23 protein-coding genes are annotated in these 21,156 nt (G+C 68.5%); 17 read left to right on the forward strand and 6 right to left on the reverse strand.

Translation table 11 applies throughout. From position 1 onward, the window contains the following. Nucleotides 1-33 precede the first annotated feature (33 nt). The 8 genes from pstC (at nucleotide 34) to AC2YHA_RS08065 (ending at nucleotide 7,702) form a co-directional block, all read left to right on the forward strand. Nucleotides 34-1,407 carry a phosphate ABC transporter permease subunit PstC gene (gene pstC / locus AC2YHA_RS08030; RefSeq protein ID WP_487401063.1) on the forward strand — a complete coding sequence of 458 codons (1,374 nt, stop codon included), beginning with the start codon at nucleotides 34-36 and terminating at the stop codon, nucleotides 1,405-1,407. Continuing rightward, nucleotides 1,400-2,677: a phosphate ABC transporter permease PstA gene (gene pstA, locus AC2YHA_RS08035; protein ID WP_487401064.1), complete on the forward strand. Its 1,278-nt coding sequence runs from the start codon at nucleotides 1,400-1,402 to the stop codon at nucleotides 2,675-2,677. The genes pstC and pstA overlap by 8 nt, the downstream gene beginning before the upstream one ends. 26 nt (nucleotides 2,678-2,703) lie before the next feature. Further along, a complete protein-coding gene (gene pstB, locus AC2YHA_RS08040) occupies nucleotides 2,704-3,450 on the forward strand; it encodes a phosphate ABC transporter ATP-binding protein PstB (RefSeq protein WP_233786533.1) in 747 nt (248 codons plus the stop codon). Nucleotides 3,451-3,464: 14 nt separating this feature from the next. After that, a complete protein-coding gene (gene phoU / locus AC2YHA_RS08045) occupies nucleotides 3,465-4,163 on the forward strand; it encodes a phosphate signaling complex protein PhoU (RefSeq protein ID WP_233786001.1) in 699 nt (232 codons plus the stop codon). A gap of 25 nt (nucleotides 4,164-4,188) precedes the next feature. Continuing rightward, nucleotides 4,189-4,881, forward strand: a complete 693-nt coding sequence (phoB, locus tag AC2YHA_RS08050) for a phosphate regulon transcriptional regulator PhoB (protein ID WP_233786000.1) — start codon at nucleotides 4,189-4,191, stop codon at nucleotides 4,879-4,881. Between the two features lie 141 nt (nucleotides 4,882-5,022). Continuing rightward, complete coding sequence (locus tag AC2YHA_RS08055) at nucleotides 5,023-5,340, forward strand: hypothetical protein (RefSeq protein WP_233785999.1); 318 nt, start codon at nucleotides 5,023-5,025, stop codon at nucleotides 5,338-5,340. Nucleotides 5,341-5,407: 67 nt separating this feature from the next. Further along, complete coding sequence (locus AC2YHA_RS08060; protein ID WP_487401065.1) at nucleotides 5,408-6,304, forward strand: SDR family NAD(P)-dependent oxidoreductase; 897 nt, start codon at nucleotides 5,408-5,410, stop codon at nucleotides 6,302-6,304. A gap of 228 nt (nucleotides 6,305-6,532) precedes the next feature. Continuing rightward, complete coding sequence (locus AC2YHA_RS08065) at nucleotides 6,533-7,702, forward strand: hypothetical protein (protein ID WP_487401066.1); 1,170 nt, start codon at nucleotides 6,533-6,535, stop codon at nucleotides 7,700-7,702. Here AC2YHA_RS08065 and AC2YHA_RS08070 read toward each other — a convergent pair. After that, nucleotides 7,683-8,027 carry a DUF2794 domain-containing protein gene (locus AC2YHA_RS08070; RefSeq protein ID WP_487401067.1) on the reverse strand — a complete coding sequence of 115 codons (345 nt, stop codon included), beginning with the start codon at nucleotides 8,025-8,027 and terminating at the stop codon, nucleotides 7,683-7,685. The genes AC2YHA_RS08065 and AC2YHA_RS08070 overlap by 20 nt on opposite strands. Beyond that, a complete protein-coding gene (gene epsC, locus AC2YHA_RS08075) occupies nucleotides 8,027-8,707 on the reverse strand; it encodes a serine O-acetyltransferase EpsC (RefSeq protein WP_487401068.1) in 681 nt (226 codons plus the stop codon). Before epsC ends, AC2YHA_RS08070 begins: the two co-directional genes overlap by 1 nt. Nucleotides 8,708-8,857: 150 nt before the next feature. On the opposite strand from epsC, the gene AC2YHA_RS08080 reads away from it, so the two are divergent. The 3 genes from AC2YHA_RS08080 (at nucleotide 8,858) to ahpF (ending at nucleotide 12,023) form a co-directional block, all read left to right on the forward strand. Continuing rightward, the gene (locus AC2YHA_RS08080; protein ID WP_233785994.1) at nucleotides 8,858-9,616 is read left to right on the forward strand and encodes a sulfite exporter TauE/SafE family protein; all 759 of its coding nucleotides are present in this window, start codon (nucleotides 8,858-8,860) and stop codon (nucleotides 9,614-9,616) included. A 175-nt stretch (nucleotides 9,617-9,791) separates the two neighbouring features. Continuing rightward, nucleotides 9,792-10,355: an alkyl hydroperoxide reductase subunit C gene (ahpC, locus tag AC2YHA_RS08085; protein WP_487401069.1), complete on the forward strand. Its 564-nt coding sequence runs from the start codon at nucleotides 9,792-9,794 to the stop codon at nucleotides 10,353-10,355. 90 nt (nucleotides 10,356-10,445) lie between these two features. Next, the gene (gene ahpF, locus AC2YHA_RS08090) at nucleotides 10,446-12,023 is read left to right on the forward strand and encodes an alkyl hydroperoxide reductase subunit F (RefSeq protein ID WP_487401070.1); all 1,578 of its coding nucleotides are present in this window, start codon (nucleotides 10,446-10,448) and stop codon (nucleotides 12,021-12,023) included. A 208-nt stretch (nucleotides 12,024-12,231) separates the two neighbouring features. Here the strand turns inward: ahpF and AC2YHA_RS08095 are convergent, their stop codons facing one another. Further along, nucleotides 12,232-12,846, reverse strand: a complete 615-nt coding sequence (locus AC2YHA_RS08095) for a S24 family peptidase (RefSeq protein WP_487401071.1) — start codon at nucleotides 12,844-12,846, stop codon at nucleotides 12,232-12,234. A gap of 94 nt (nucleotides 12,847-12,940) precedes the next feature. On the opposite strand from AC2YHA_RS08095, the gene AC2YHA_RS08100 reads away from it, so the two are divergent. Further along, nucleotides 12,941-13,129 (forward strand): hypothetical protein, encoded by a 189-nt coding sequence (locus tag AC2YHA_RS08100; protein ID WP_319937546.1) that lies wholly within the window; start codon nucleotides 12,941-12,943, stop codon nucleotides 13,127-13,129. Then, the gene (locus AC2YHA_RS08105; protein WP_487401072.1) at nucleotides 13,126-13,440 is read left to right on the forward strand and encodes a hypothetical protein; all 315 of its coding nucleotides are present in this window, start codon (nucleotides 13,126-13,128) and stop codon (nucleotides 13,438-13,440) included. The genes AC2YHA_RS08100 and AC2YHA_RS08105 overlap by 4 nt, the downstream gene beginning before the upstream one ends. Nucleotides 13,441-13,688: 248 nt before the next feature. On the opposite strand, the gene AC2YHA_RS08110 is transcribed toward AC2YHA_RS08105, so the two are convergent. Then, a complete protein-coding gene (locus AC2YHA_RS08110; protein WP_487401073.1) occupies nucleotides 13,689-14,501 on the reverse strand; it encodes a hypothetical protein in 813 nt (270 codons plus the stop codon). After that, nucleotides 14,471-15,706, reverse strand: a complete 1,236-nt coding sequence (locus AC2YHA_RS08115; protein WP_487401074.1) for a TIGR04063 family PEP-CTERM/XrtA system glycosyltransferase — start codon at nucleotides 15,704-15,706, stop codon at nucleotides 14,471-14,473. Before AC2YHA_RS08115 ends, AC2YHA_RS08110 begins: the two co-directional genes overlap by 31 nt. Before the next feature lie 97 nt (nucleotides 15,707-15,803). Here AC2YHA_RS08115 and AC2YHA_RS08120 point away from each other — a divergent pair, with 97 nt between their 5' ends. The 3 genes from AC2YHA_RS08120 to AC2YHA_RS08130 are packed head-to-tail and all read left to right on the forward strand — an operon-like array spanning nucleotide 15,804 to nucleotide 19,040. Continuing rightward, nucleotides 15,804-15,953, forward strand: coding sequence for a hypothetical protein (locus AC2YHA_RS08120; RefSeq protein ID WP_233785894.1), 150 nt, complete (start codon nucleotides 15,804-15,806; stop codon nucleotides 15,951-15,953). Continuing rightward, complete coding sequence (locus AC2YHA_RS08125) at nucleotides 15,946-17,304, forward strand: DUF5935 domain-containing protein (protein WP_487401075.1); 1,359 nt, start codon at nucleotides 15,946-15,948, stop codon at nucleotides 17,302-17,304. Before AC2YHA_RS08120 ends, AC2YHA_RS08125 begins: the two co-directional genes overlap by 8 nt. Then, nucleotides 17,304-19,040, forward strand: a complete 1,737-nt coding sequence (locus AC2YHA_RS08130) for an asparagine synthetase B family protein (protein WP_487401076.1) — start codon at nucleotides 17,304-17,306, stop codon at nucleotides 19,038-19,040. Before AC2YHA_RS08125 ends, AC2YHA_RS08130 begins: the two co-directional genes overlap by 1 nt. Nucleotides 19,041-19,045: 5 nt before the next feature. Here AC2YHA_RS08130 and AC2YHA_RS08135 read toward each other — a convergent pair whose 3' ends face one another. Then, on the reverse strand, nucleotides 19,046-19,984 hold the full coding sequence (locus AC2YHA_RS08135; protein WP_487401077.1) for a right-handed parallel beta-helix repeat-containing protein: 939 nt from the start codon (nucleotides 19,982-19,984) through the stop codon (nucleotides 19,046-19,048). Between the two features lie 160 nt (nucleotides 19,985-20,144). Here AC2YHA_RS08135 and AC2YHA_RS08140 point away from each other — a divergent pair, with 160 nt between their 5' ends. Then, nucleotides 20,145-21,155, forward strand: a complete 1,011-nt coding sequence (locus AC2YHA_RS08140; RefSeq protein WP_487401078.1) for a DNA topoisomerase IB — start codon at nucleotides 20,145-20,147, stop codon at nucleotides 21,153-21,155. The last annotated feature ends 1 nt before the right edge of the window (nucleotide 21,156 follow it).

Here is a 21,156-nt window from a genome sequence, read left to right on the forward strand (position 1 = left end):
GATCATCCTCATGCTCCGTCCGGATTTCGCCGCTTGAATCCTTATGCGCTCCTGTTCCTGGTCGCTGGACTCGGCCTGATCGGCTGGCTGACGGCGCGCGCCCGCGCAGTGCGCTTCGCCGACGGGCCGGAGCGGCCGCATTCGCTGCCGAGCCAGCACGGCACCTATGTCGCGCTGTGGGTGGTGGTGCCGACGCTGATCTTCCTCGCCGTCTGGGCGGTGATCGAGCCGCAGATCGTCGCCGCGAGCGTGCTCGCCGATCCCGCCGCGAACGCGCTGCCGCCGTTCGGCTTCGAACGCGATTCGATCCTGGACGAGGCGCGCGCGCTCGCCAACGGCCATGCCTATGGTGCCTTCTTCCCTCTGTCGGAGCAGCTCGCGCCGCTGTTCGCCGCCGCCGAGCACCGCTACCGCTGGATCGCGACCGGCATCGCGGTGCTGCTCGCCTTCGCGGGCGGGGCCTATGCGCTGAGCCGCCTCGCCCCGGCGTTCCGCGCGCGCCAGCGGGTCGAGCGGACGATGATGCTGACTCTACTGGTCGCGTCACTGATCGCGATCCTGACCACGCTCGGTATCTTCGTGTCGTTGCTGTTCGAAAGCGCGCGCTTCTTCGCGGTGGTGCCGGTCACCGACTTCCTATTCGGGCTGCACTGGAGCCCGCAGGTGATCCCGGCGAACGATCCCGGATCGGTGCTGGGCGCGGTGCCCTTGTTCTGGGGCACCTTCTTCATCGGCGCCGTGATCGCGATGATCGTCGCCATCCCGTTCGGGCTGATGAGCGCGATCTATCTGACCCAGTACGCCGCCCCCGCCGTGCGCAGGTGGATGAAGCCGATCCTGGAGATCCTCGCCGGCGTGCCGACCGTGGTCTACGGCTATTTCGCCGCGCTGACGGTGGGACCGGCGATCCGCGACGTCGCGGTGATGCTGGGCATGACCTATGCCTCCTCGGAGAGCGCGCTGGCGGCGGGACTCGTCATGGGCGTGATGATCATCCCCTTCGTCTCGTCGATGGCCGATGATTCGATCGCGGCGGTGCCGACCGCGATGCGTGACGGCAGCCTGGCGATGGGGGCCACCACCAGCGAGACCATTTCCCGCGTGCTGCTGCCGGCGGCGCTGCCGGGCGTGGTCGCGGGCGTGCTGCTCGCGGTCAGCCGCGCGATCGGCGAGACGATGATCGTGGTGATGGCGGCCTCCGGCGCCGCGACGATCACGCTCAACCCGTTCGAGAGCGCGACCACCGTCACCAAGCAGATCGTCGACCTGCTGACCGGCGAGGCCGAGTTCGACAGCCCGAAGACGCTCGCTGCCTTCGCGCTGGGCCTGACGCTGTTCGTCATCACCTTCCTGCTCAACATCGTCGCGCTGCGCGTGGTGAAGCGCTATCGGGAGGCTTATGAATAGCGCGCCCGCCCTCGCCGCCCCGGCGCGCGTGCCGACCGACTGGCGCACCCAGGCGATGCAGCGGCGGCTGAAGCGCCGCTACGCCGCTGAGCGGCGGTTCCGGCTGCTCGGGCTCGGCGCGATCGTGCTGTCGGCGGCATTCCTTGTCTACCTGCTGGCGACGATGCTGGGGAGCGGCATCCAGGGCTTCCAGCGCACCGAGATCCGTCTGCCGATCGACTTCGCCGCGCTCGAACTGCCCGTCACGCGCGACCAGCTCTCCGGCCGCGGCGCCGACCTGGCGCTCGCCAGCGCCGGGCTGGAGGAGCAGGTGTCGGTGGCGGCGGTGAAGGCGTTCGGCGAGGGTGCCGACAACTGGATCGCCGGCAATGCCTGGACGACGGTACGCGACGCGGTGAAGGCCGATCCCTCGCTGCTCAAGCGCAAGGCGGTGATCGCCGTCCCCGCCTCCACCGACATCGACGGCGCCGCCCGCGGATCGGGCCGCCCGGAAGCCGAGGCGGCCTATGCCAAGCTCGCTGAGGCCGATGCGGTGAAGAGCGGCTTCAACTGGGGCTTCCTCACCCGCGCCGATGCGACCGATCCCGGCGCGGTCGGCATCTGGGGCGCGCTCAAGGGGTCGCTGCTCACCATGCTGGTGACGCTGCTGATCGCCTTTCCCGTCGGCGTGCTCACGGCGATCTACCTCGAGGAATATGCGGTCAAGAACCGCTGGACCGACCTGATCGAGGTGTCGATCAACAACCTCGCCGCGGTGCCCTCGATCATCTTCGGCCTGCTCGGGCTCGCGGTGTTCCTCGGCACCTTCCACCTGCCGCGGTCGGCGCCGATCGTGGGGGGCATGACGCTGGCGCTGATGATCATGCCGGTGATCGTCATCGCCGGGCGCAATGCGATCAAGGCGGTGCCGCCCTCGATCCGCGATGCCGCACTCGGCATCGGCGCGAGCCGCATCCAGGTGGTGTTCCACCATGTCCTGCCGCTGGCGCTGCCGGGCATCCTGACCGGCACGATCATCGGCATGGCGCGCGCGCTCGGCGAGACCGCGCCGCTCCTCATGATCGGCATGCGCGCCTTCATCGCCCAGGCGCCCGACGGCCTCACCGATCCGGCGACGGTGCTGCCGGTGCAGATCTTCCTGTGGTCGGACGAGGTCAGCCGCGGCTTCGTCGAGAAGACCAGCGCCGCGATCCTGGTGCTGCTGCTCTTCCTGCTGGCGATGAACGGCCTCGCCATCTATCTTCGCAACAAGTTCGAGACCCGCTGGTGACGATCGACACGACCGAAACGCTCAAGATGGCGGCCCGCAACGTCAGCGTCTTCTATGGCGCCAAGCAGGCGGTGAGCGACGTGTCGATCGACATCGACATGGAGCATGTCACCGCCTTCATCGGCCCCTCCGGGTGCGGCAAGTCGACCTTCCTGCGCACCATGAACCGCATGAACGACACCATCCCGTCGGCGCGGGTCCAGGGCAACATCACGCTCGACGGCGAGGACATCTACGCCCCCGCGATGGACGTGGTGCAGCTGCGCGCCCGCGTCGGCATGGTGTTCCAGAAGCCGAACCCCTTTCCCAAGTCGATCTACGAGAACGTCGCCTATGGCCCCCGCATCCATGGGCTCGCCGCGTCCAAGGCCGATCTCGATGCGATCGTCGAGCGGTCGCTGAAGCGCGCCGGCCTGTGGGACGAGGTCAAGGACCGGCTGCAGGAAAGCGGCACCGCGCTGTCCGGCGGCCAGCAGCAGCGGCTGTGCATCGCCCGCGCGATCGCCGTCGATCCCGAGGTGATCCTGATGGACGAGCCCTGCTCGGCGCTCGACCCCATCGCCACGGCGCGCATCGAGGAGCTGATCCACGAATTGCGCGGCAACTATGCGATCGTGATCGTTACGCATAACATGCAGCAGGCCGCCCGCGTCTCGCAGCGCACCGCGTTCTTCCACCTGGGGCAGCTCGTCGAATATGGCGAGACCAGCGAACTGTTCACCAACCCGCAGCAGCCCCGGACGAAGGATTACATCACCGGCCGCTACGGCTGAGGAGTTCGAGTAGAATGGCAACCGGCCACGAACATACCGTCAAGGCCTTCGACCAGGACATCGGCGAGCTGCGCGGCCTCATCAGCCAGATGGGTGGCCTCGCCGAGCAGGCGATCGCCGACGCGATCACCGCGCTCCAACGCAACGACACCGCGCTGGCGAGCGAAGTCCGCGCCAAGGACAAGGACCTCGACGCGCTCGAGGCCGAGGTCGAGAAGCTGGCGGTCCGCGTGATCGCGCTGAGGGCGCCGATGGCGGACGACCTGCGCGAGGTGATCGCCGCGCTCAAGATCGCCGCGGTGATCGAGCGGATCGGCGACTATGCCAAGAACATCGCCAAGCGCGTGCCGTCGATCCACGGCGAGGACCGCATCGAGCCGATCTCGATCCTGCCGGCGATGGCCGCGCTCGCCGCCGACATGGTACACGATGTGCTCAACGCCTTCTCCGCGCGCGATGCCGAGGCGGCGGTGCGCGTGCACGAGCGCGACAGCGCGCTCGACGATTTCTACAACTCGATCTTCCGGGTGCTGGTCACCTACATGGTCGAGAACCCGCGCACGATCAGCCAGGTCGCGCACCTGCTGTTCGTCGCCAAGAACCTGGAGAGGATCGGCGATCACGCCACCAACATCGCCGAAATGGTCTATTTCGCCGCCACCGGCCGCTATCTCGCCGACCGCGAGACCGGCGACGCTGGCGGCGGCGTTTGAACCCTAAAGTACCGGGGGAACCGATATGAGCCGAGCCCGAATGCTGCTGGTCGAGGATGATCCGGCGCTTGCCGAACTCGTCACCTGGCACTTCCGCCGCGAGGATTTCGACGTGCGCCAGACGCCCGACGGCGAGGAGGCGCTGCTGCTCGCCAGGGAAGCGACGCCCGACATCGTGCTGCTCGACTGGATGGTCGAGGGCTTGTCCGGCATCGAGGTGTGCCGGCGCCTCAGGCGCTCGCCCGACACCGCCAACGTGCCGATCATCATGTTGACCGCGCGCGGCGAGGAGGAGGACCGCGTGCGCGGCCTCGAGACCGGCGCGGACGATTACGTCACCAAGCCCTTCTCGCCCCGCGAGCTGGTCGCGCGCGTCAACGCGGTGCTGCGCCGCGTGCGGCCGGCGCTGGCCGGCGAGGCGCTGACCTATGCCGACATCGAGATGGACACGGTCGGCCACAAGGTCCGCCGCGGCGGCGACGTGGTGCCGCTGGGACCCACCGAGTTCCGGCTGCTCAAGCATTTCCTCGAGCATCCCGGCTGGGTGTTCTCGCGCGAGCGGCTGCTCGACGCGGTATGGGGGCACGACAGCGACATCGAGAGCCGCACGGTCGACGTCCACATCCGGCGGCTCAGAAAGGCGATCAACGTCGGCGGCCGGCCCGACATCATCCGCACCGTCCGCTCCGCCGGCTACGCGCTTGACGCGGGAGGGTGAACTCAAAGCTCCTCCCCGGCACGGGGAGGAGCTTTAACGCTCCCCCACATTACATTTGCGTCAGGCGCGAAACGACTTTCGCCGCTCTGCGTTAGCCTCCTCGACGCACGCGCTTCGTGCGCCGTTCTCGAGGAGAGACTGATGAAGTCGATCATCGTGGCGGGAATGCTCGCCATCGCCGCTCCCGCCTTTGCGCAGGATCAGACGCAACCTCCACCGCCGCCGCCCGACACGGCGAGCCCCACGGCGCCCACCACCGGCACTACGCCAGACCCGGCCGGCGGCTATCAGCCGAGCACGCCGGCGCTCCAGGGCACGCCGCAGCCTGGGGTGCAGCCCACCTTCCAGCAGGCGCCTCCGCCGGACCAGGCGTTCCCGCCGCCGGCTCCGCTCGCCAAATACCCGCCGTGCAAGAAGGGCGAGACCGATCATTGCATGCAGCGCCGCAGCCCAAAATAGGCCGCTTTCCCTTTACGTAAACGTGCGCTACAGCCTCCCCGGATCACGGATTCGGGGAGGTTTTTCCATGTCCATTCGCTTCGACGGCAAGGTCGCGATCGTCACCGGTGCGGGCGGCGGCTTGGGGCGCGCCTATGCGCTCGAGCTGGCGCGGCGCGGTGCGAAGGTGGTCGTCAACGACCTCGGCGGCGCGCGCGACGGCACAGGCCATTCGGACGCGGCGCTCAAGGTGGTCGAAGAGATCAAGGCCGCCGGCGGCGAGGCGATGTCGAACGGCGGCAGCGTCACCGAATATGCCCAGATGGTCGAGATGGTCGCCAAGGCCAAGGAGGCCTGGGGCGGCGTCCATATCCTGATCAACAACGCCGGCGTGCTTCGCGACAAGAGCTTCGCCAAGATGGAGCCGGAGGATTTCCGTTTCGTCGTCGATGTCCACCTCAATGGCTCGGCCAACTGCACCAAGGCGGTGTGGGAGACGATGCGCGAGCAGAACTACGGCCGGATCCTGATGACGGCGTCGTCGACCGGGCTCTACGGCAATTTCGGCCAGGCCAATTACGGCGCGGCCAAGCTCGGCCTCGCCGGGCTCACCAAGACGCTGTACCTGGAGGGCGCCAAGTACAACATCCGCGTCAACACCATCGCGCCGACCGCCGGCACGCGCATGACCGAGGACATCTTCCCCGGCGACGCGTTCAAGCTGTTCGCGCCGGAAGCGGTGGCGCCGGCGGCGCTGTTCCTGGTGAGCGAGGACGCGCCGACCAACATGATCGTCGGCGCCGGCGCCGGCGTATTCCAGGCGGCCTATGTCACGCTGACCCAAGGCAAGCGGCTGCAAGGCGAGGAACTGAGCCCGGAGGGAGTCGCGGCACATTGGGCCGAGATCATCGACCGCACCGGCGAGACGACCCCCCAGTCGGGCGCCGAGCAGGCGATGTCGATCATGAAGCTGCTGCAGGGGTGATCACTTCAATCCTCCCCCGCCAGGGGGAGGTGTCAGCCCCAGGCTGACGGAGGGGGCGGACGGCGGCCCGCTATCGGCGTGCTTCCTCCCCCTCCGTCACGCTTCGCGTGCCACCTCCCCCTGGCGGGGGAGGATTGAAAGTGGCCGTCCCAAGGCTTTCACATCAACTGTATTGCTCAAGCAATACACTAATGCTATCCTCCCCGTCGCGAGGGGGAGGAGCATGGCATGTACAGCGAAACCGATCTGAACAGCGCGGTCGACGCGGGGGTGCTGACCCCCGAGGCGGCCGCGGCGTTCCGCAACCATATCGCCGCGACCCGGCTCGCGCCGGCGGTCGACGAGGAGTCGTTCCGGCTCCTCACCGGCTTCAACGACATCTTCGTCGCCATCGCGATCGCGCTGCTGTTGACCGCGGTAGCATGGATCGGCGGATGGATCGCCGACCCCGCAGGCGGCGCGGCGGTCGCGATCGTGTCCTGGGCCCTCGCCGAATATTTCACACGCCGACGGCGGATGGCACTGCCGTCGATCCTGCTGCTGCTGACCTTCGTCGGCGGCGTCGCCGCGGCGCTGATCGGCGTGATGACCGAGACCAATCCCGACTTGCCCGACCGGCTCGATGCGGTGATCATCGCCGGCATCGCGCTGGTGACGGCCGGCGCGGCATGGCTGCACTGGCGCCGCTTCATGGTGCCGATCACCGTCGCCGCGGGCGGCGCGGCGCTGGTCGGCGTGGTCGTCGCGCTGTTCATGGCCGCGACCGGCGCGCGCGATGAGGCCGTCTATCCGATGGTGCTGGTCGGCGGCGTCGCGATGTTCGCCGTCGCGATGTGGTGGGACATGAGCGACCGCGAGCGCCGTACCCGCCGCGCCGACGTCGCCTTCTGGCTGCACCTCGCCGCCGCGCCGATGATCGCGCATTCGGTGTTCCACATGCTCGGCGTGTTCGACGGGACGATCGGGATCGGCATGGCGCTGGTGGTGCTGGCGCTCTACGTCGCGTTCGGCTTCGTCGCGCTGGCGGTGGACCGGCGCGCGCTGCTCGTCTCCAGCCTCGCCTATGTGCTCTATGCACTCTACGCGCTGTTCCAAAAGGTCGGCGCGGTCGAGCTGTCGGCGGCGTTCACCGCACTGGTGATCGGGTCGGCGCTGCTGCTGCTCTCCGCCTTCTGGCATCCGGCGCGGCGGCTGGCGGTGTCCCTACTCGGGACCTCGCCAAGCGGCTGCCGCCGGTGCAGCAGGCGGTGGCGGCGGTGTAGGGTCCATGAGCCCTCTTCCCTCCGAGGAGAGGTTGGGAGAGGGGCAGTGCCGCGAGCGACGGTCTCGGTGAGACCCCACCCCCTCTCCCCTACCCTCTCCCCAAGGGGAGAGGGAGTTATGCTTCGACGATCTTGAGCAGCCGCCGCTCCACCGGCGCCAGCACCGGGTTCAGCTCATGCCCACGCTTCAGCACCATGCCATGCTCGCCGATCAGCGCCCACATGCCCTGGCGGTTACGCAGCGCCGGGCGCTTCTCGATGCGGAACTCGGGCCGTTCGGCGGAGCGGCGGAAGGCGGCGAACACCGCCGCCTCATGGCCGAGCTGGATCGCATAGTCGCGCCAATGCCCCGCCGCGACCATCCGGCCGTAGAGATCGAGGATGCGGGTGAGCTCGAGCCGCTCGAAGCCGATCTGCAGCGGGGTGCGGCCCGGCAGCGGGAAGGGCGTGACCGTCCCCATCAGGCGCGGTCGCGCTCCACCTCGCGCTCGGCGAGCAATTTGTCGATCCGCTTGCGCAGCCCCTCCAGCTCGGCGCGCATCGCTTCCAGCCGCTGGCCGGCGGGATCACACTCGCTGCTGCAGGGCGTGCCATAGGGCACGAACTCGCGCTGATAGGTGTCGGCCTCGACCAGAGTCGGCTTGGCGGGGATGCCGACCATCACCGCGCTTGGCTGGACGTCGCGCGTGACCACCGCATTGGCGCCGATCCGCGCGCGCGGACCGACCGTGATCGGCCCCAGTACCTGCGCGCCCGAGCCGACGATCACCCCGTCGGCGATGGTCGGGTGGCGCTTGCCGCCGACGCCGTTGTCGGGGCTGGTACCGCCCAACGTCACGCATTGATAGATCGTCACGTCGTCGCCGATCTCGGCAGTCTCGCCGATCACGGTGAAGCCATGATCGATGAAGAAGTTGCGGCCGATCTTCGCGCCCGGATGGATGTCGATCGCGGTCAGGAAGCGGGCATAATGGTTCACCGCACGCGCCAGGAAGAACAGCTCGCGGCGGTAGAGCGCATGGGCAATGCGGTGCATCCCGAGCGCGAGCACGCCCGGATAGAACAGGATTTCCCAGCGCGACCGCGGCGCGGGATCACGCGCCTTGATCGAATCAAGATAGGCCACGAGCCCAGCAAACATCGGCACGATCCCCTTAATCGGCTGCATGTAGGCCTCTCCGCCGCCGAATTCCAGCGTCGGCAACTTTCGGTTTGGCGTGGTAAAACTCTATCTGTCTTGTGGGATTTGGCCGCCGCAGCCATTCTGGACCCTGGGCAGCTGGAGACGTGCATGGGCGGTATCGATTGGTCGCAGCTGCTGCCGTTCATCGCGGTGGGCTTTGCGGCGCAGATCGTCGACGGCGCGCTCGGCATGGCTTTCGGGGTGATCAACTCGACGCTGATGGTGAGCGTGATGGGGGTCTCCCCTGCCCTCGCCTCGGCCAGCGTGCATGTGGTGGAGACCTTCACCACCGCCGCGTCCGGCATCAGCCATGTCGCGCACCGCAACGTCGACTGGCGGTTGTTCCGGCGTCTGGTGATCCCCGGCGTGATCGGCGGTGCGCTGGGCGCCTTCGTGCTGTCGAGCGTCGACGCGTCGGTCGCGCGGCCGTTCGTGATGGCCTATCTGGCCGCCATCGGCCTCTACCTGCTGCTGCGCGCCTGGCGCGGGCGCGTCGAGCCCAAACAGCCCAAGGTGATCGAGCCGCTCGGGCTCGTCGGCGGTTTCCTCGATGCGGCGGGCGGCGGCGGCTGGGGGCCCGTGGTGACGAGCAACCTGCTGATCCAGGGATCGACCCCGCGCACGACGATCGGCACCGTCAACACCGCCGAGTTTTTCCTGACCTCCACCATCTCGGCGACGTTTCTCGTCGCCCTGGGGCCGGAGGCTTTTACGCTGCACACGGTAGGGCTGTTGATCGGCGGCGTCGCCGCGGCGCCCTTCGGCGGCTGGCTCGCGCGCCACGTGCCGGCACGGCCGATGATGGCGCTAGTCGGCACGCTGCTGACGGTCATCAGCGCGTACAGCATCTACCAGGCGGTGAGCTGATCTTAGATCCTCCCCGGCACGGGGAGGAACTTGTTGCCCGATCAGTCCTATTCGATTGATCGCCTCAGTCGATCACATCGACCAAGGCTTCCCATTTTACCTCCGCCGCACCGCCCCTATATGCGGCAGTGCAGCGCCGATTTGTGCCGCAACGCAAAACTGGAGAAAGAGACACATGTCGCTGATTGGTAGCACCATCAAGCCATTCACCGCGCAGGCCTATAAGGAAGGCAAGTTCGTTACCGTCACCGACGCCGACACCAAGGGCAAGTGGGCGGTGTTCTTCTTCTATCCGGCCGATTTCACCTTCGTCTGCCCGACCGAGCTCGAGGACCTGGCCGACGTCTACCCGACGCTGCAGAAGATGGGCGTCGAAGTCTATTCGGTGTCGACCGACACGCATTTCAGCCATAAGGCGTGGCACGACACCTCGCCCGCGATCGGCAAGATCAACTATTTCATGCTGGGCGACCAGAACCACGTCCTGTCGACCAACTTCGAGGTCCTGCGCGAGGGTCAGGGCCTGGCCGACCGCGGCACCTTCGTCGTCGATCCGGGAGGCGTGATCCAGCTCGTCGAGGTCACCTCGGAAGGCGTCGGCCGCAACGCGGCTGAGCTGCTGCGGAAGATCAAGGCGGCCCAATATATTGCGGCGCACCCGGGCGAGGTCTGCCCCGCCAAGTGGGAAGAGGGCGAAGAGACCCTCGCCCCGTCGCTCGACCTCGTCGGCAAGATCTAAGCTAGCCCAGCCCCCTTGGGCGAACCGCGGCCCGGGGTGGATGACCCTCCGCCCCGGGCCGTTTTGTCTGAAGTTTCCGGAGATTACCCGATGCTCGACGCCAATCTCACGCAGCAGCTCAAGGCCTATCTGGTCAATATCCGCGAGCCGATCGAGCTGGTCGCCAGCCTCGACGACGGCGCCAAGTCGCGCGAGCTCGGCGAGCTGCTGGGCGAGATCGCCGCGCTGTCGGACAAGGTCGCAGTGGTCCGCGCCGACGACGACGCGCGCCGGCCGAGCTTCCTGGTCCGCCGCGTCGGCACCGACATCGGCGTGCGCTTCGCCGGCATTCCGCTCGGGCATGAGTTCACCAGCCTGGTCCTCGCCCTCCTCCACGTCGGCGGGCATCCGTCCAAGGCCGCGCAGGAGGTGATCGAGCAGGTCAAGGCGCTCGACGGCGAGCATCATTTCGAGACCTATTTCTCGCTGACCTGCCAGAACTGCCCGGACGTGGTGCAGGCGCTCAACCTGATGGCTGTGCTCAACCCCGGCATCACCCACACGGCGATCGACGGCGGGCTGTTCAAGGACGAGGTCGAGGCGCGGCAGATCATGGCGGTGCCGACCGTGTTCCTCAACGGCGAGCCGTTCGGCCAGGGCCGCATGGAGCTGGAGCAGATCGTCGCCCGCCTTGACAGCGGCGCCGACAAGCGCGCGGCCGAGGCGATCGCGAAGAAGGAGCCGTTCGACGTGCTGGTGGTCGGCGGCGGCCCGGCCGGCGCGGCGGCGGCGATCTATGCCGCGCGCAAGGGCATCCGCGTCGGGATCGCGGCGGAGCGGTTCGGCGGGCAGGTGCTCGACACGATGGCGATCGAGAATTTCATTTCCGTCCCCCACACCGAGGGACCGAAGCTGGCCGCACATCTCGAGCAGCACGTCCGCGAGTACGACGTCGACATCATGAACCTGCAGCGCGCGGAGGCGCTGGTCCCGGCCGGCCATGAGGGCGGCCTCCACGAAGTGCGGCTCGCCAATGGCGCCTCGCTCAAGGCGCGCACGGTGATCCTGTCGACCGGCGCAAGGTGGCGGACGATGAATGTCCCCGGCGAGGCCGAATACCGCAACAAGGGCGTCGCCTATTGCCCGCACTGCGACGGGCCGCTGTTCAAGGGCAAGCGCGTCGCCGTGATCGGCGGCGGCAACTCGGGCGTCGAGGCGGCGATCGACCTCGCCGGCATCGTCGCGCACGTCACGCTGATCGAGTACGACAGCCAGCTGCGCGCCGATGCGGTGCTGCAGCGCAAGCTCGCGAGCCTCAACAACGTCAAGATCATCACCTCGGCGCTCACCACCGAGGTGCATGGCGACGGGCAGAAGGTGACCGGCCTCAGCTACAAGGACCGCAACCACGACACGATGCACCAGGTCGAGCTGGAGGGCATATTCGTGCAGATCGGGCTGGTGCCGAACACCGAGTGGCTGAAGGACGCGGTGGCGCTGACCCCGCGCGGCGAGATCGAGATCGGCCATCGCGGCGAGACCTCGCGTCCTGGCGTGTTCGCGGCGGGCGATGCCACCACCGAGCCCTACAAGCAGATCGTGGTGGCGATGGGCGCGGGCTCGACGGCGGCGCTGTCGGCGTTCGATTATCTGATCCGGCTGCCGGCGGAGCTGTCGGAGGCGGCGTAGATGGAGACTTGCGCCGAACAGGGTGAGGAGGGGACTGACATCTCGCCCTCCTCTGCGTCACCCCGGACTTGTTCCGGGGTCCACTGAGCCTCGCGGGCTGCGCCCAAGCCTCTTGTCCGGTTCTTGCCTCCCGGTGGACCCCGGAACAAGTCCGGGGTGACGGTGAAGAGGGTTGGGATGTCAGCCATCCCCCAAATGCCGATCCGCCCTAAAACTCCCGCGTCAGGCGCACCACGCGACCGAGCACCTCGACCTCGGCTTTGTCGCGCAGCTCCTCCGGCCAGTCGGGATTGTCGCTGACGATCCGCCAGCGCCGTCCCTCGCCTGCCAGCCGCTTGACCCGCAGCGCCTCGTCCACCCGGATCACCCAGATCGCCGCGCGCGTGCCGGGGCGGCACTGGCCGCGGTCGACGAGGATGCGGTCGCCGTCGTGCAGCGTCGGCGCCATCGAATCGCCGCTGACGGTGATCTCCGACGCATCCTCCGGCCGCACGCCCATGCGGGCCAGCTCCTCGGCCGGATAGCGCGTCGGCCGCATCGTCTCGCTGTCGACCAGCCGTCCGGAGCCGGCGGCGGCGCTCACCTCGATCCGCGGCACGGCGACCAGCCTCGTCGCCGGCCCGCCGAGCACCGCCTCGTCCACCCCGAAGAAGCGCGCGAGCCGTCCGCGATCCTCCTCCGGCAGCAGCCTCGGCGTGCCGCGCTTCAGATACTGCTGCAGCCATGCCGGATTGCGGCCGAGCATGCGCGAGAGCGCGGCGAAGCTCACACCTCCCTCGGCGATCAGCGCCTCGAGCGCGCGACGTTGCTCGGCTCCATCCACATCTCATCCATAGCGTAGGAAATTTCCTAGACAAGTTGGAAATGACCAAACAGAACATATCAGGAACACAAACGGCGAGTCGGAGGTATGGATCGTGGCGGAAGTGCTGGCGCGCGTGCGCCGTTACATGAAACAGACCGGCATGCCGGCGACGGAGTTCGGGCGGAGAGCGGCCAACGATCCGCGGCTCGTTTCCGATCTCCTCAACGGCCGCGAGCCGGGGGCGAGAATGATCGCGCGGATCGAGGCCTTCATCGCCGCCCACCCGGAGCGCCGGCCATGAGCCGGGGTCCGGACGCGGCGACGCTGCTCGAGCGCGCATTGATCCACAATGCCGCTCGGGCCGGCGTGCCCGTGCAGGTCGCCGAAGCGCAGTCGACGCGTTGGGCGAGCGCGACGTTCAGCGGCGCGCGGCATGTGCTGACGATGACGGTCGGGAGGGACGATGCGAGCGGGCGCTGGCTCGCCGCCTTGCCCGAAGCGGAGCTGCCGCTGCGCGGGCATCTCGTCGCCGACCTGGCGGTCGTGCGCAAGCAGCGTTCGAGCGACCGGATCGAGGCGGTGGTCGAAGCGCTGACGGTGGAGGAACGATGAGAGCGGGCAAAGTGGACGAACGTGAACGAATGCAGCGCGATCCCCTTCACTTTGCCGCCGGCGGCGTAAGCGATGGGATGGATTACCGGCGGCTGCAATGAACCCGAATCGTCATGCCGGACTTGTTCCGGCATCCACGTCTCCACCTGGACTGGCGCCACGGTTGTAGCTGGAGGCGTGAAACCTACGCTCGGCTGCCCAGTGGCCCCCGGAACAAGTCCGGGGTGACGGATGAGAGCGGATCCGCCCTACACCCGCACCGCCAGCCGGCGAAGCTCGTCGAGTGCCCGCTCCAACCCTTGCAGCGACGATTCGGCAGGCGACGTTGGCTGCTGCGGTTCAGGAGCCGCCGCGGCACGGCGCGTGACGCCCTTTTCCAACCGGTCGAGCAGCGCCTGGATCGTCGCCTCGGTGCGCGGCGCGGCGAGTGGGCGTTCGTCGATCGGCAGCGGCGCCGGGCGGGCGAGCTCGAAGGTCTCGATCCGCTCGCCGGGCCGGAGATCCGGCTTGCGATAGAGCGGCGCCACCGGCGGGACCGGCACCGCCGGTACTTCGGGAATCGCGCCCGGATCGAAAGCGGAGAGCGGCGCCTCCAGGTCGCGCGGCAGGTCGCGTTCGATCGGTTCGGGCTCCGGCTCCGGCGCCGGTTCGGCCCGCTCGGGCGGAAACGGCGGCGGGCCGAGATCGCGGGTGGCGAGCAGCGGCGCGCGCGGCGGCGCGTCGGGATGCGCGTCGGCGCGGCGAAGCACCGGCACCGTCTCTTCGTCCGATTGCGGCTGCGCGGCCGAACGCGGCCCGCGGCGCGGCAGCAGCGTCACCACTGCCCAGCCGACCGCACCGGCAAAGGCACCGCCCAACATCGCCAGCAGCGTGCGCGCGGTGGCGCCGAGCGGCGGCTCGGCCGAGGGCACGAAGGCGGCGACGCCACTGTCGACGGCAAGTGATTCGAGAACGTGCGTGGGCAGCGCGACCATTGCCGCCGCCACCGCACCCGCCGCGACGATCGCAGCGAGCGCCGCCGGCGAAAGCGTCAGGCGCTGACGGAAGGAGAACGCGACCATGGCGCCTTCCTTGCCCCGGATTGGGTGATCTTTTGGTAAACGGGATCGTAGCGAGCCACATTCGCGGCCCAATCGCGCTCCGCTTCCACGAAGGCACGGGCACGCTCCCGCCGCGCGTCCCATCCGCCGCGGTCGGCGAACATCGCCGCCACCGCCTCGGCCAGTGCCGCTGGATCGTCGGCGGCGAAAAGCGTGCCGGTGTCGCCGTCACGAATCAGCTCGCGGTGCCCGCCGACGTCGGATGCGGCGACGAGGCGGCGCTGCGCCATCGCCTCCAACGGCTTCAAGGGTGTGACGAGATCGGTGAGTCGCATTGCCTTGCGTGGATACACCAGGACGTCGATCAGGCTGTAGTAGCGTTCGACCTCACTGTGCGGCACCCGCCCAACGAATCGGATCGCCTCCGCGGCCGGCGAGGCGGCCGCCTGCGCCCGCAACGCCGCCTCTTCCGGCCCGCCGCCGACCAGGATCAGCCTGAGCCCCGGCCGCGCCGCGACCAGCGCCGGCATTGCTGCGATCAGCGTGTCCAGCCCCTCATAGTCGTAGAAGCTGCCGATGAAGCCGATCGTCTCCGCCCCGTCGACGCCCAGTTCCGCGGCGAGCGCCGAATCCGGCGGGACGGGCGCGCCGAACAGCGTCATGTCGACGCCGTTGGGCGACACCATGATCTTGTCCGCAGCAATGCCGCGCGCCACCAGGTCCGAGCGCAGTCCTTCGCAGATCACCGCGACCGCATCGGCCTGCCGCACCGCCCAGGTCTCCAGCCCCTTGGTCAGCCGATAGCGCAGCGATCCCTCGCTGCCAGTACCGTTGCCGACCGCCGCGTCCTCCCAGAAGGCGCGGATCTCATAGACCAGCGGCAGGCCGCGCCGCGCCCTGAGTGCCGCCAACGCGTCGATCACCGGCGAATGGGCGTGGAGCACGTCCGGCCGGAAGTCCTCGATCACCTCGCCGATCCGCCGCGCGAAGGCGGCGATCTCGCGCCATTCGCCGAGCGGCGTCGGTGCCGGCGCGAAAGCGGGGGTGCGGAAGAAGCGGATGCCGTCGATCGTCACCTCGCCCGTTTCGCCGTCATGATAGCGCGGGCCGGTGACGGCGGCGATCTCATGCCCTCGCCGCATCTGCGCGGTCAGGATGGCGCGGGTGCGGAAGGCATAGCCGCTGTGCAGCGGCAGGCCATGATCGAGGACGTGGAGGATACGCATGCCGGAGCTCCCCTGCCACGCGACTGTTTAACGGCGCGTCAACCGGCAGCGCGTAAGCGGGCCTCAGGCGCCACCCCGGGGACGAGACGACGAGCCGATGATCGACAATTTCGCGCTCGCGCTCACCCACGGCCTGATGCTGATCGCCGCGATCCGACTGTGGCGGCGGGACGACCTCGACCGCGAGCCGGGCCCGCGCGACGAGGCGGCGGCGCACACGAAGCGATGGGGCCGGCCGGGTGCGTGATCTCGTCTTTCTCGGCTTCATCGCCACATTGCTCGGGATCGGCATCAAGCGGCCGTTCCTGTTCGTGCTCGCCTATGTCTACATCGACACGCTGTCGCCGCAGCTGATGATGTACACGGCGCTGGGCTCGATCCCCTATTCGCTGATCACCGCCGCCCTCGCCGTGCTGTCCTTCGCAGCCGAGGACAAGCGCGACGTGCGCGTGGCGCCGCGCCAGGGTCTGATGTTCCTGCTGCTGCTCTACTGCTGGTACACCACGATCAACGCGGACTTCCCGGTCGAGGCGCAGTTCAAATGGGGATGGGCGTGGAAGGCGATCGCCTTCGGCATCTTCCTGCCGCTGACGTTGCGCACGCGCCTCAGGATCGAGGCGCTGCTGATGTTCTCGCTGCTGTCGGTCGGCGCGATCGTCATCGTCGGCGGGATCAAGACGCTCGCCTCCGGCGGCGGCTACGGCGAGCTCAACCTGATGGTCGCCAACAACACCGGGCTGTTCGAAGGCAGCATCATCTCCGCGGTGGCGATCGCGATCGTGCCGATCCTGCTGTGGTTCACCCGCCACGGCACCATCTTCCCGCCCGACTGGCGGGTGAAGCTGTTCTGCTATGCCCTGATCTTCGCCTGCCTGCTGATGCCGATCGGCACCTCGGCGCGCACCGGGCTGCTGTGCGTCGCGCTGCTCGGCGTGCTGATGCTGCGCGACGTCAAGCGGCGGCTGCTCTACATCGCCGGCATCGGCGTGCTCGGGCTGGTGGCGGTGCCGCTGCTGCCCTCCACCTTCACCCAGCGCATGGACACGATCCGCACCTATCAGGCCGACGCTTCCGCCTCGACCCGGCTCGCGGTGTGGAAGTGGACGCTCGATTATGTGCAGCGCAATCCGATGGGCGGCGGGTTCGAGGCCTATCGCCAGAACCACATCCGCTACGACAAGGTCGCGATCGAGAAGAACGGCAACAACGCTACCGTCGAGCGCTCGCTCGAGGTCGACAAGGCGCGCGCCTATCACAGCGCCTATTTCGAGATGCTGGGCGAGCAGGGCTATCCGGGCCTCGCGCTGTGGCTGCTGATCCAGGTCATCGGCCTCGTCCGCATGGAGGTGCTGCGCCGGCGCTATGCGAAGGCCGAGGGCGACGAGGCATGGATCGCGCCGCTCGCCAGTGCGCTCCAGCACGCGCATCTCATCTACCTGCTCGGCGCCGCCTTCGTCGGCATCGCGCTCAATCCGTTCCTGTTCCTGCTGCTGGGGACCGAGATCGGGTTCGACACCTATGTCGGGCGCAAGCGCAGCGAGACGAGCTGGAAGCCGCTGCGCAGACCGCGTCCCGCCGCCGAGCCGGTGGTGGCCTGATGGCCGGCCTGTTCCTCGTCCGAACCGACGACCGTGCGTTCGCCGGTGCGGCGCTGGCGGAAGCGCGGGCGCAATATGCTCGCCACGGCTTCGACGCGCCGAGCGCGGTCGCGCTGCCCGGCTGGGAGCTGCTGCACTGGCCCTATGCGATCGGCGGGCCGGAATGCCTGCTGACGGCGGACGAGGATTGCGTCGCCGTAGCCGGCACGATCACCGTCGACGGGCTGATGGGCCGGCCGGCGCTCGAGCGGTTGCGCGCGATGGCCCTGCCGGCGCTCGACTGGTCGCGGATCGGCGGCCAGTTCGTGGCGCTGGTGCGCAGCGCCGGCCGCACCTTCCTGTTCGCCGACTATTTCGCCGCCTTCCAGCTCTTCCACGACGCCGATCGCCGGCTGTTCTCCACCTCCCTCCTGGCGGCTGCCAAGGCGCTGCCCCGCGTCAGCTTCGACGCGCAGGGCGTGTACGAGCTCGCGTTCAACGTCATGCCGATCGGCGACGATACGGTGTTCGCCGAGCTGAAGACTCTCGGCCCCGGCACGATCCTGGAGCTGACCGAGCACGGCACGATCGCCCATCCCGCCGCCAAGCCGCTCCCCGGCATCGCGCCGATGCCGACCGGCGAGCGGCTGGAGCGCCACCGCGCCCGGCTGGAGGCGATCGTCGGCGCCCATGTCCGCCAGTTCGGGAACGGCGTGCATTGCCCCCTCTCGGGCGGCCTCGATTCGCGCCTGCTCCTGGGGGCGCTGCGAGCAGCGGGGTCGCAGCCCGACATCTACGTCTACGGTCCGCCCGGCGATGCCGACGTCGCCATCGCCAAGGCGATCGGCGCCGCCGAGGGCTTCCACGTCGAATGGATCAACAAGGCCGCCGAGCCGCTTGCGCCCGACGCCTTCGCCGAGCAGGTCGAGCGCAACTTCCACGCTTTCGACGGCTTGCCGACCTACGGCAACATCTTCGACAACGGCGGCAACCATGCGGCGCAGCAGGCCCGTCACGCCGGCGGCGGGCTCGCGGCATCGGGCGGCTGCGGGGAGATCTACCGCAACTTCTTCTACCTTCCCGACCGGCCGATCGGCGCAGGCGCGGTCGCGCGCACCTTCTACGCCCGCTTCACCCGCGAGGACGCGACCGAGCGGTTCGACCAGGCCGAGTTCCTCCACCGCATCGCCGCCAAGATCGCGGACGCGGCCGGAACCCAGGACGATCGCCTTTCCCGCGGCCTCGTCGAGCACATCTACCCCCGGGTACGCTGCCGTGCGCTGTTCGGGCGCGAGATCAGCCTGGAGGCGCGTCTCAGCCCCTATCTCATGCCGTTCCTCGACCATCAGGTGGTCGCCGAGGCGATGACCCTGCCGCTCGCGCTAAAGCACGCCGGCCGCTTCGAGGCGATGCTGCTCCACGCGATCGATCCGACCCTGGCGCGGCACATGTCCGCCTATGGCCACGACTTCGCCGGCCCGCCGAGCCTGCGGCACCGTTTCGACGAATGGTCCTCGCGTGTCCGCCCGATCTGGCTGCGCCAGCGCAGCTACGCGATCCAGCGCCGCCTGCGCCCGCTCTCCGACGAGCATGGCGGCCTGCTCGGCGCCGATTACATGGGCCGGGTGATCGACCCCGCCTTCCCCGCGATGCGCCGCTACTTCCGCATGGACCGAATCACCGACAGCGGCTTGTGGCGGCGGATCGCCAATCTCGAATATCTCGCCGCTCACCTCGGCTCGCGCTTGGCTGGCTGAAGCCGTTAGAAGTAGCGCGAACCCTCCGGCGCGATCCGGTCGGCGAGCTGGTTGTTCCGCACCGTCACCTTGTCGCCCGACCAGTTGCCGACGAGGGTCGTCTTCCACTTGAAGCCCTCGGCCAGCCAGGCGCGGTTGTTCTCGACCACCAGCCCGGCCGACGAGTTCTTGATCCCCTCCGGCGCGACGGTGATCATCGTCGAATAATTCTCCTTGTTCGGCCCGACCACGAAGCTGTTGCCCGCGATCCGCCCCGAGGCACCGTTGGAGAGGTCGATCATGTAGTTGGTGGCCTGTCCCCGGCTGTCGTCGAAGCTCGAATCGAGCACCTCGATCCTGGGCGCGCGGCTCTTGAGGTAATGGCCGCCGGTGCCGCGTTCGAAGCGCGAGCGGGTGACCTTCAGCGCGCCATATTCGCCGACATAGACCGCGTGCGCGCCGTTGCCGGTCGGGTCCTTGCCGAGCCCGGCGAAGGTCGAGCGGTCGATGATGATCGTGCTCGCCGGATCGCTCGCCGACAGGATGCCGCACTGGCCGTCGATGAACATCGCGTTGGCAACGGCGAGATTGCCCTTCTCGATACGGATGCCGGCGCCGTTCCCGTCGTTGACGAAGGTGTGCATGAAGACGATGCCGTCGACCCGCGCGCTCGCCCCGCGCAGCACCAGCGTCGCCTTGCCCTCGCAGATCGCGCGCTCGAAGATCACCTTGCCCGGCACCTCGGCGACATAGGCGACGTTGCCCGAATCCTGGACGACGCACTCGTGATAAGTGCCCGGCGCGATCCGGATCGTACCGTCGCCGCCCTGGAGCGACGCCAGCGCCTCGTCGAAGCTGCGGAAGGAGCGGCCGGTCTCGGCCACGGTGAACGGCGTGCGCTGGGCTTGCGACAGGGCGGGCGCGGCGAGCACGACAATGGAAGCGAGCAGGAGCGGCAGGCGCATTCACGAAAATCCCAAACGGCGCGAGACACGGCGCGAGACAGGGATTGTCGCGCGCCGCCGTCCTAAGGCCAATGCGTTATCGGCGGGTTAGGACGTCCCGAATCGATACGCCGCGCCTGGTTCCGGAACCCATCGACCGCCCGGGCATTGGTCGGACCCGATGGCGGCACGACTGATCTACAGCGACGACAGCGCACCCGGGATCACACGCCGCAAGGTCCGTCACGGCTGGGGCTATTGGGATGCAGACGGCAACCGCATCACCGACCGCGACGAGATCGACCGGCTGAACGCGATCGGCCTGCCGCCGGCCTATACCGACGCCTGGTTCAACCCGAAGCCCAACGGCCACATCCAGGCGGTCGGCCGCGACGAGAAGCGCCGCAAGCAATATCGCTATCATCCCGACTTTCGGGAAGCGCAGGAGGCGGAGAAGTACGAGGCCTGCGCCCTTTTCGGGCGCAAGCTGCCCAAGCTGCGCGCAAGGGTGCAGGCGGACCTCCGCCGTCCCGGCCTCAGTAAGGACAAGGCGGTCGCCGCGGTGGTGCGGCTGCTCGACCTCGGCCAGCTCCGCGTCGGCAACGAAGGCTATGCCAAGGCGAACAAGAGCTTCGGCGCCACCACGCTGCGCAAGCGCCACGGCAAGGTGACGGGCGAGACGCTCCGCCTCCAGTTCCGCGCCAAGTCGGGCAAGCTGCGCCAGCTCACCGTCACAGACCGCAGTCTCGCCCGCTTCGTCAAGCGCTGCCAGGACCTGCCCGACCAGCATCTGTTCGCCTGGCTCGATGATGCCGGCGAGGCGCGCGGCGTGACGTCAGGCGATGTCAACGACTATATCCGCGAGGCGATGGGCGAAGACTTCACGGCCAAGCATTTCCGCACCTGGGGCGCGAGCGTGATCGCCTTCACCGCGTTGGTGGAGGCGGAGAAGGACATCGGCCTCAACACGATGCTCGAACCGGTCACCGAGATGCTCGGCAACACGCCCGCGATCGCGCGCAAGAGCTATGTCCACCCGCTGCTGATCGAACTCGCCAAGTCGGGCGGCCAAGCGGCGCTCAGGGCCCAGCCGCTGCCGCGCTCCGCCAAATATCTGAGCCGCCACGAGCGCGGCCTCATCGCCCTGCTGGAAAAGGGCGTCCCGACCGTCCACAAGCGCGCTGCCGCCTGAG

Source organism: Sphingomonas sp. SRI_018 (genome assembly GCF_057586275.1).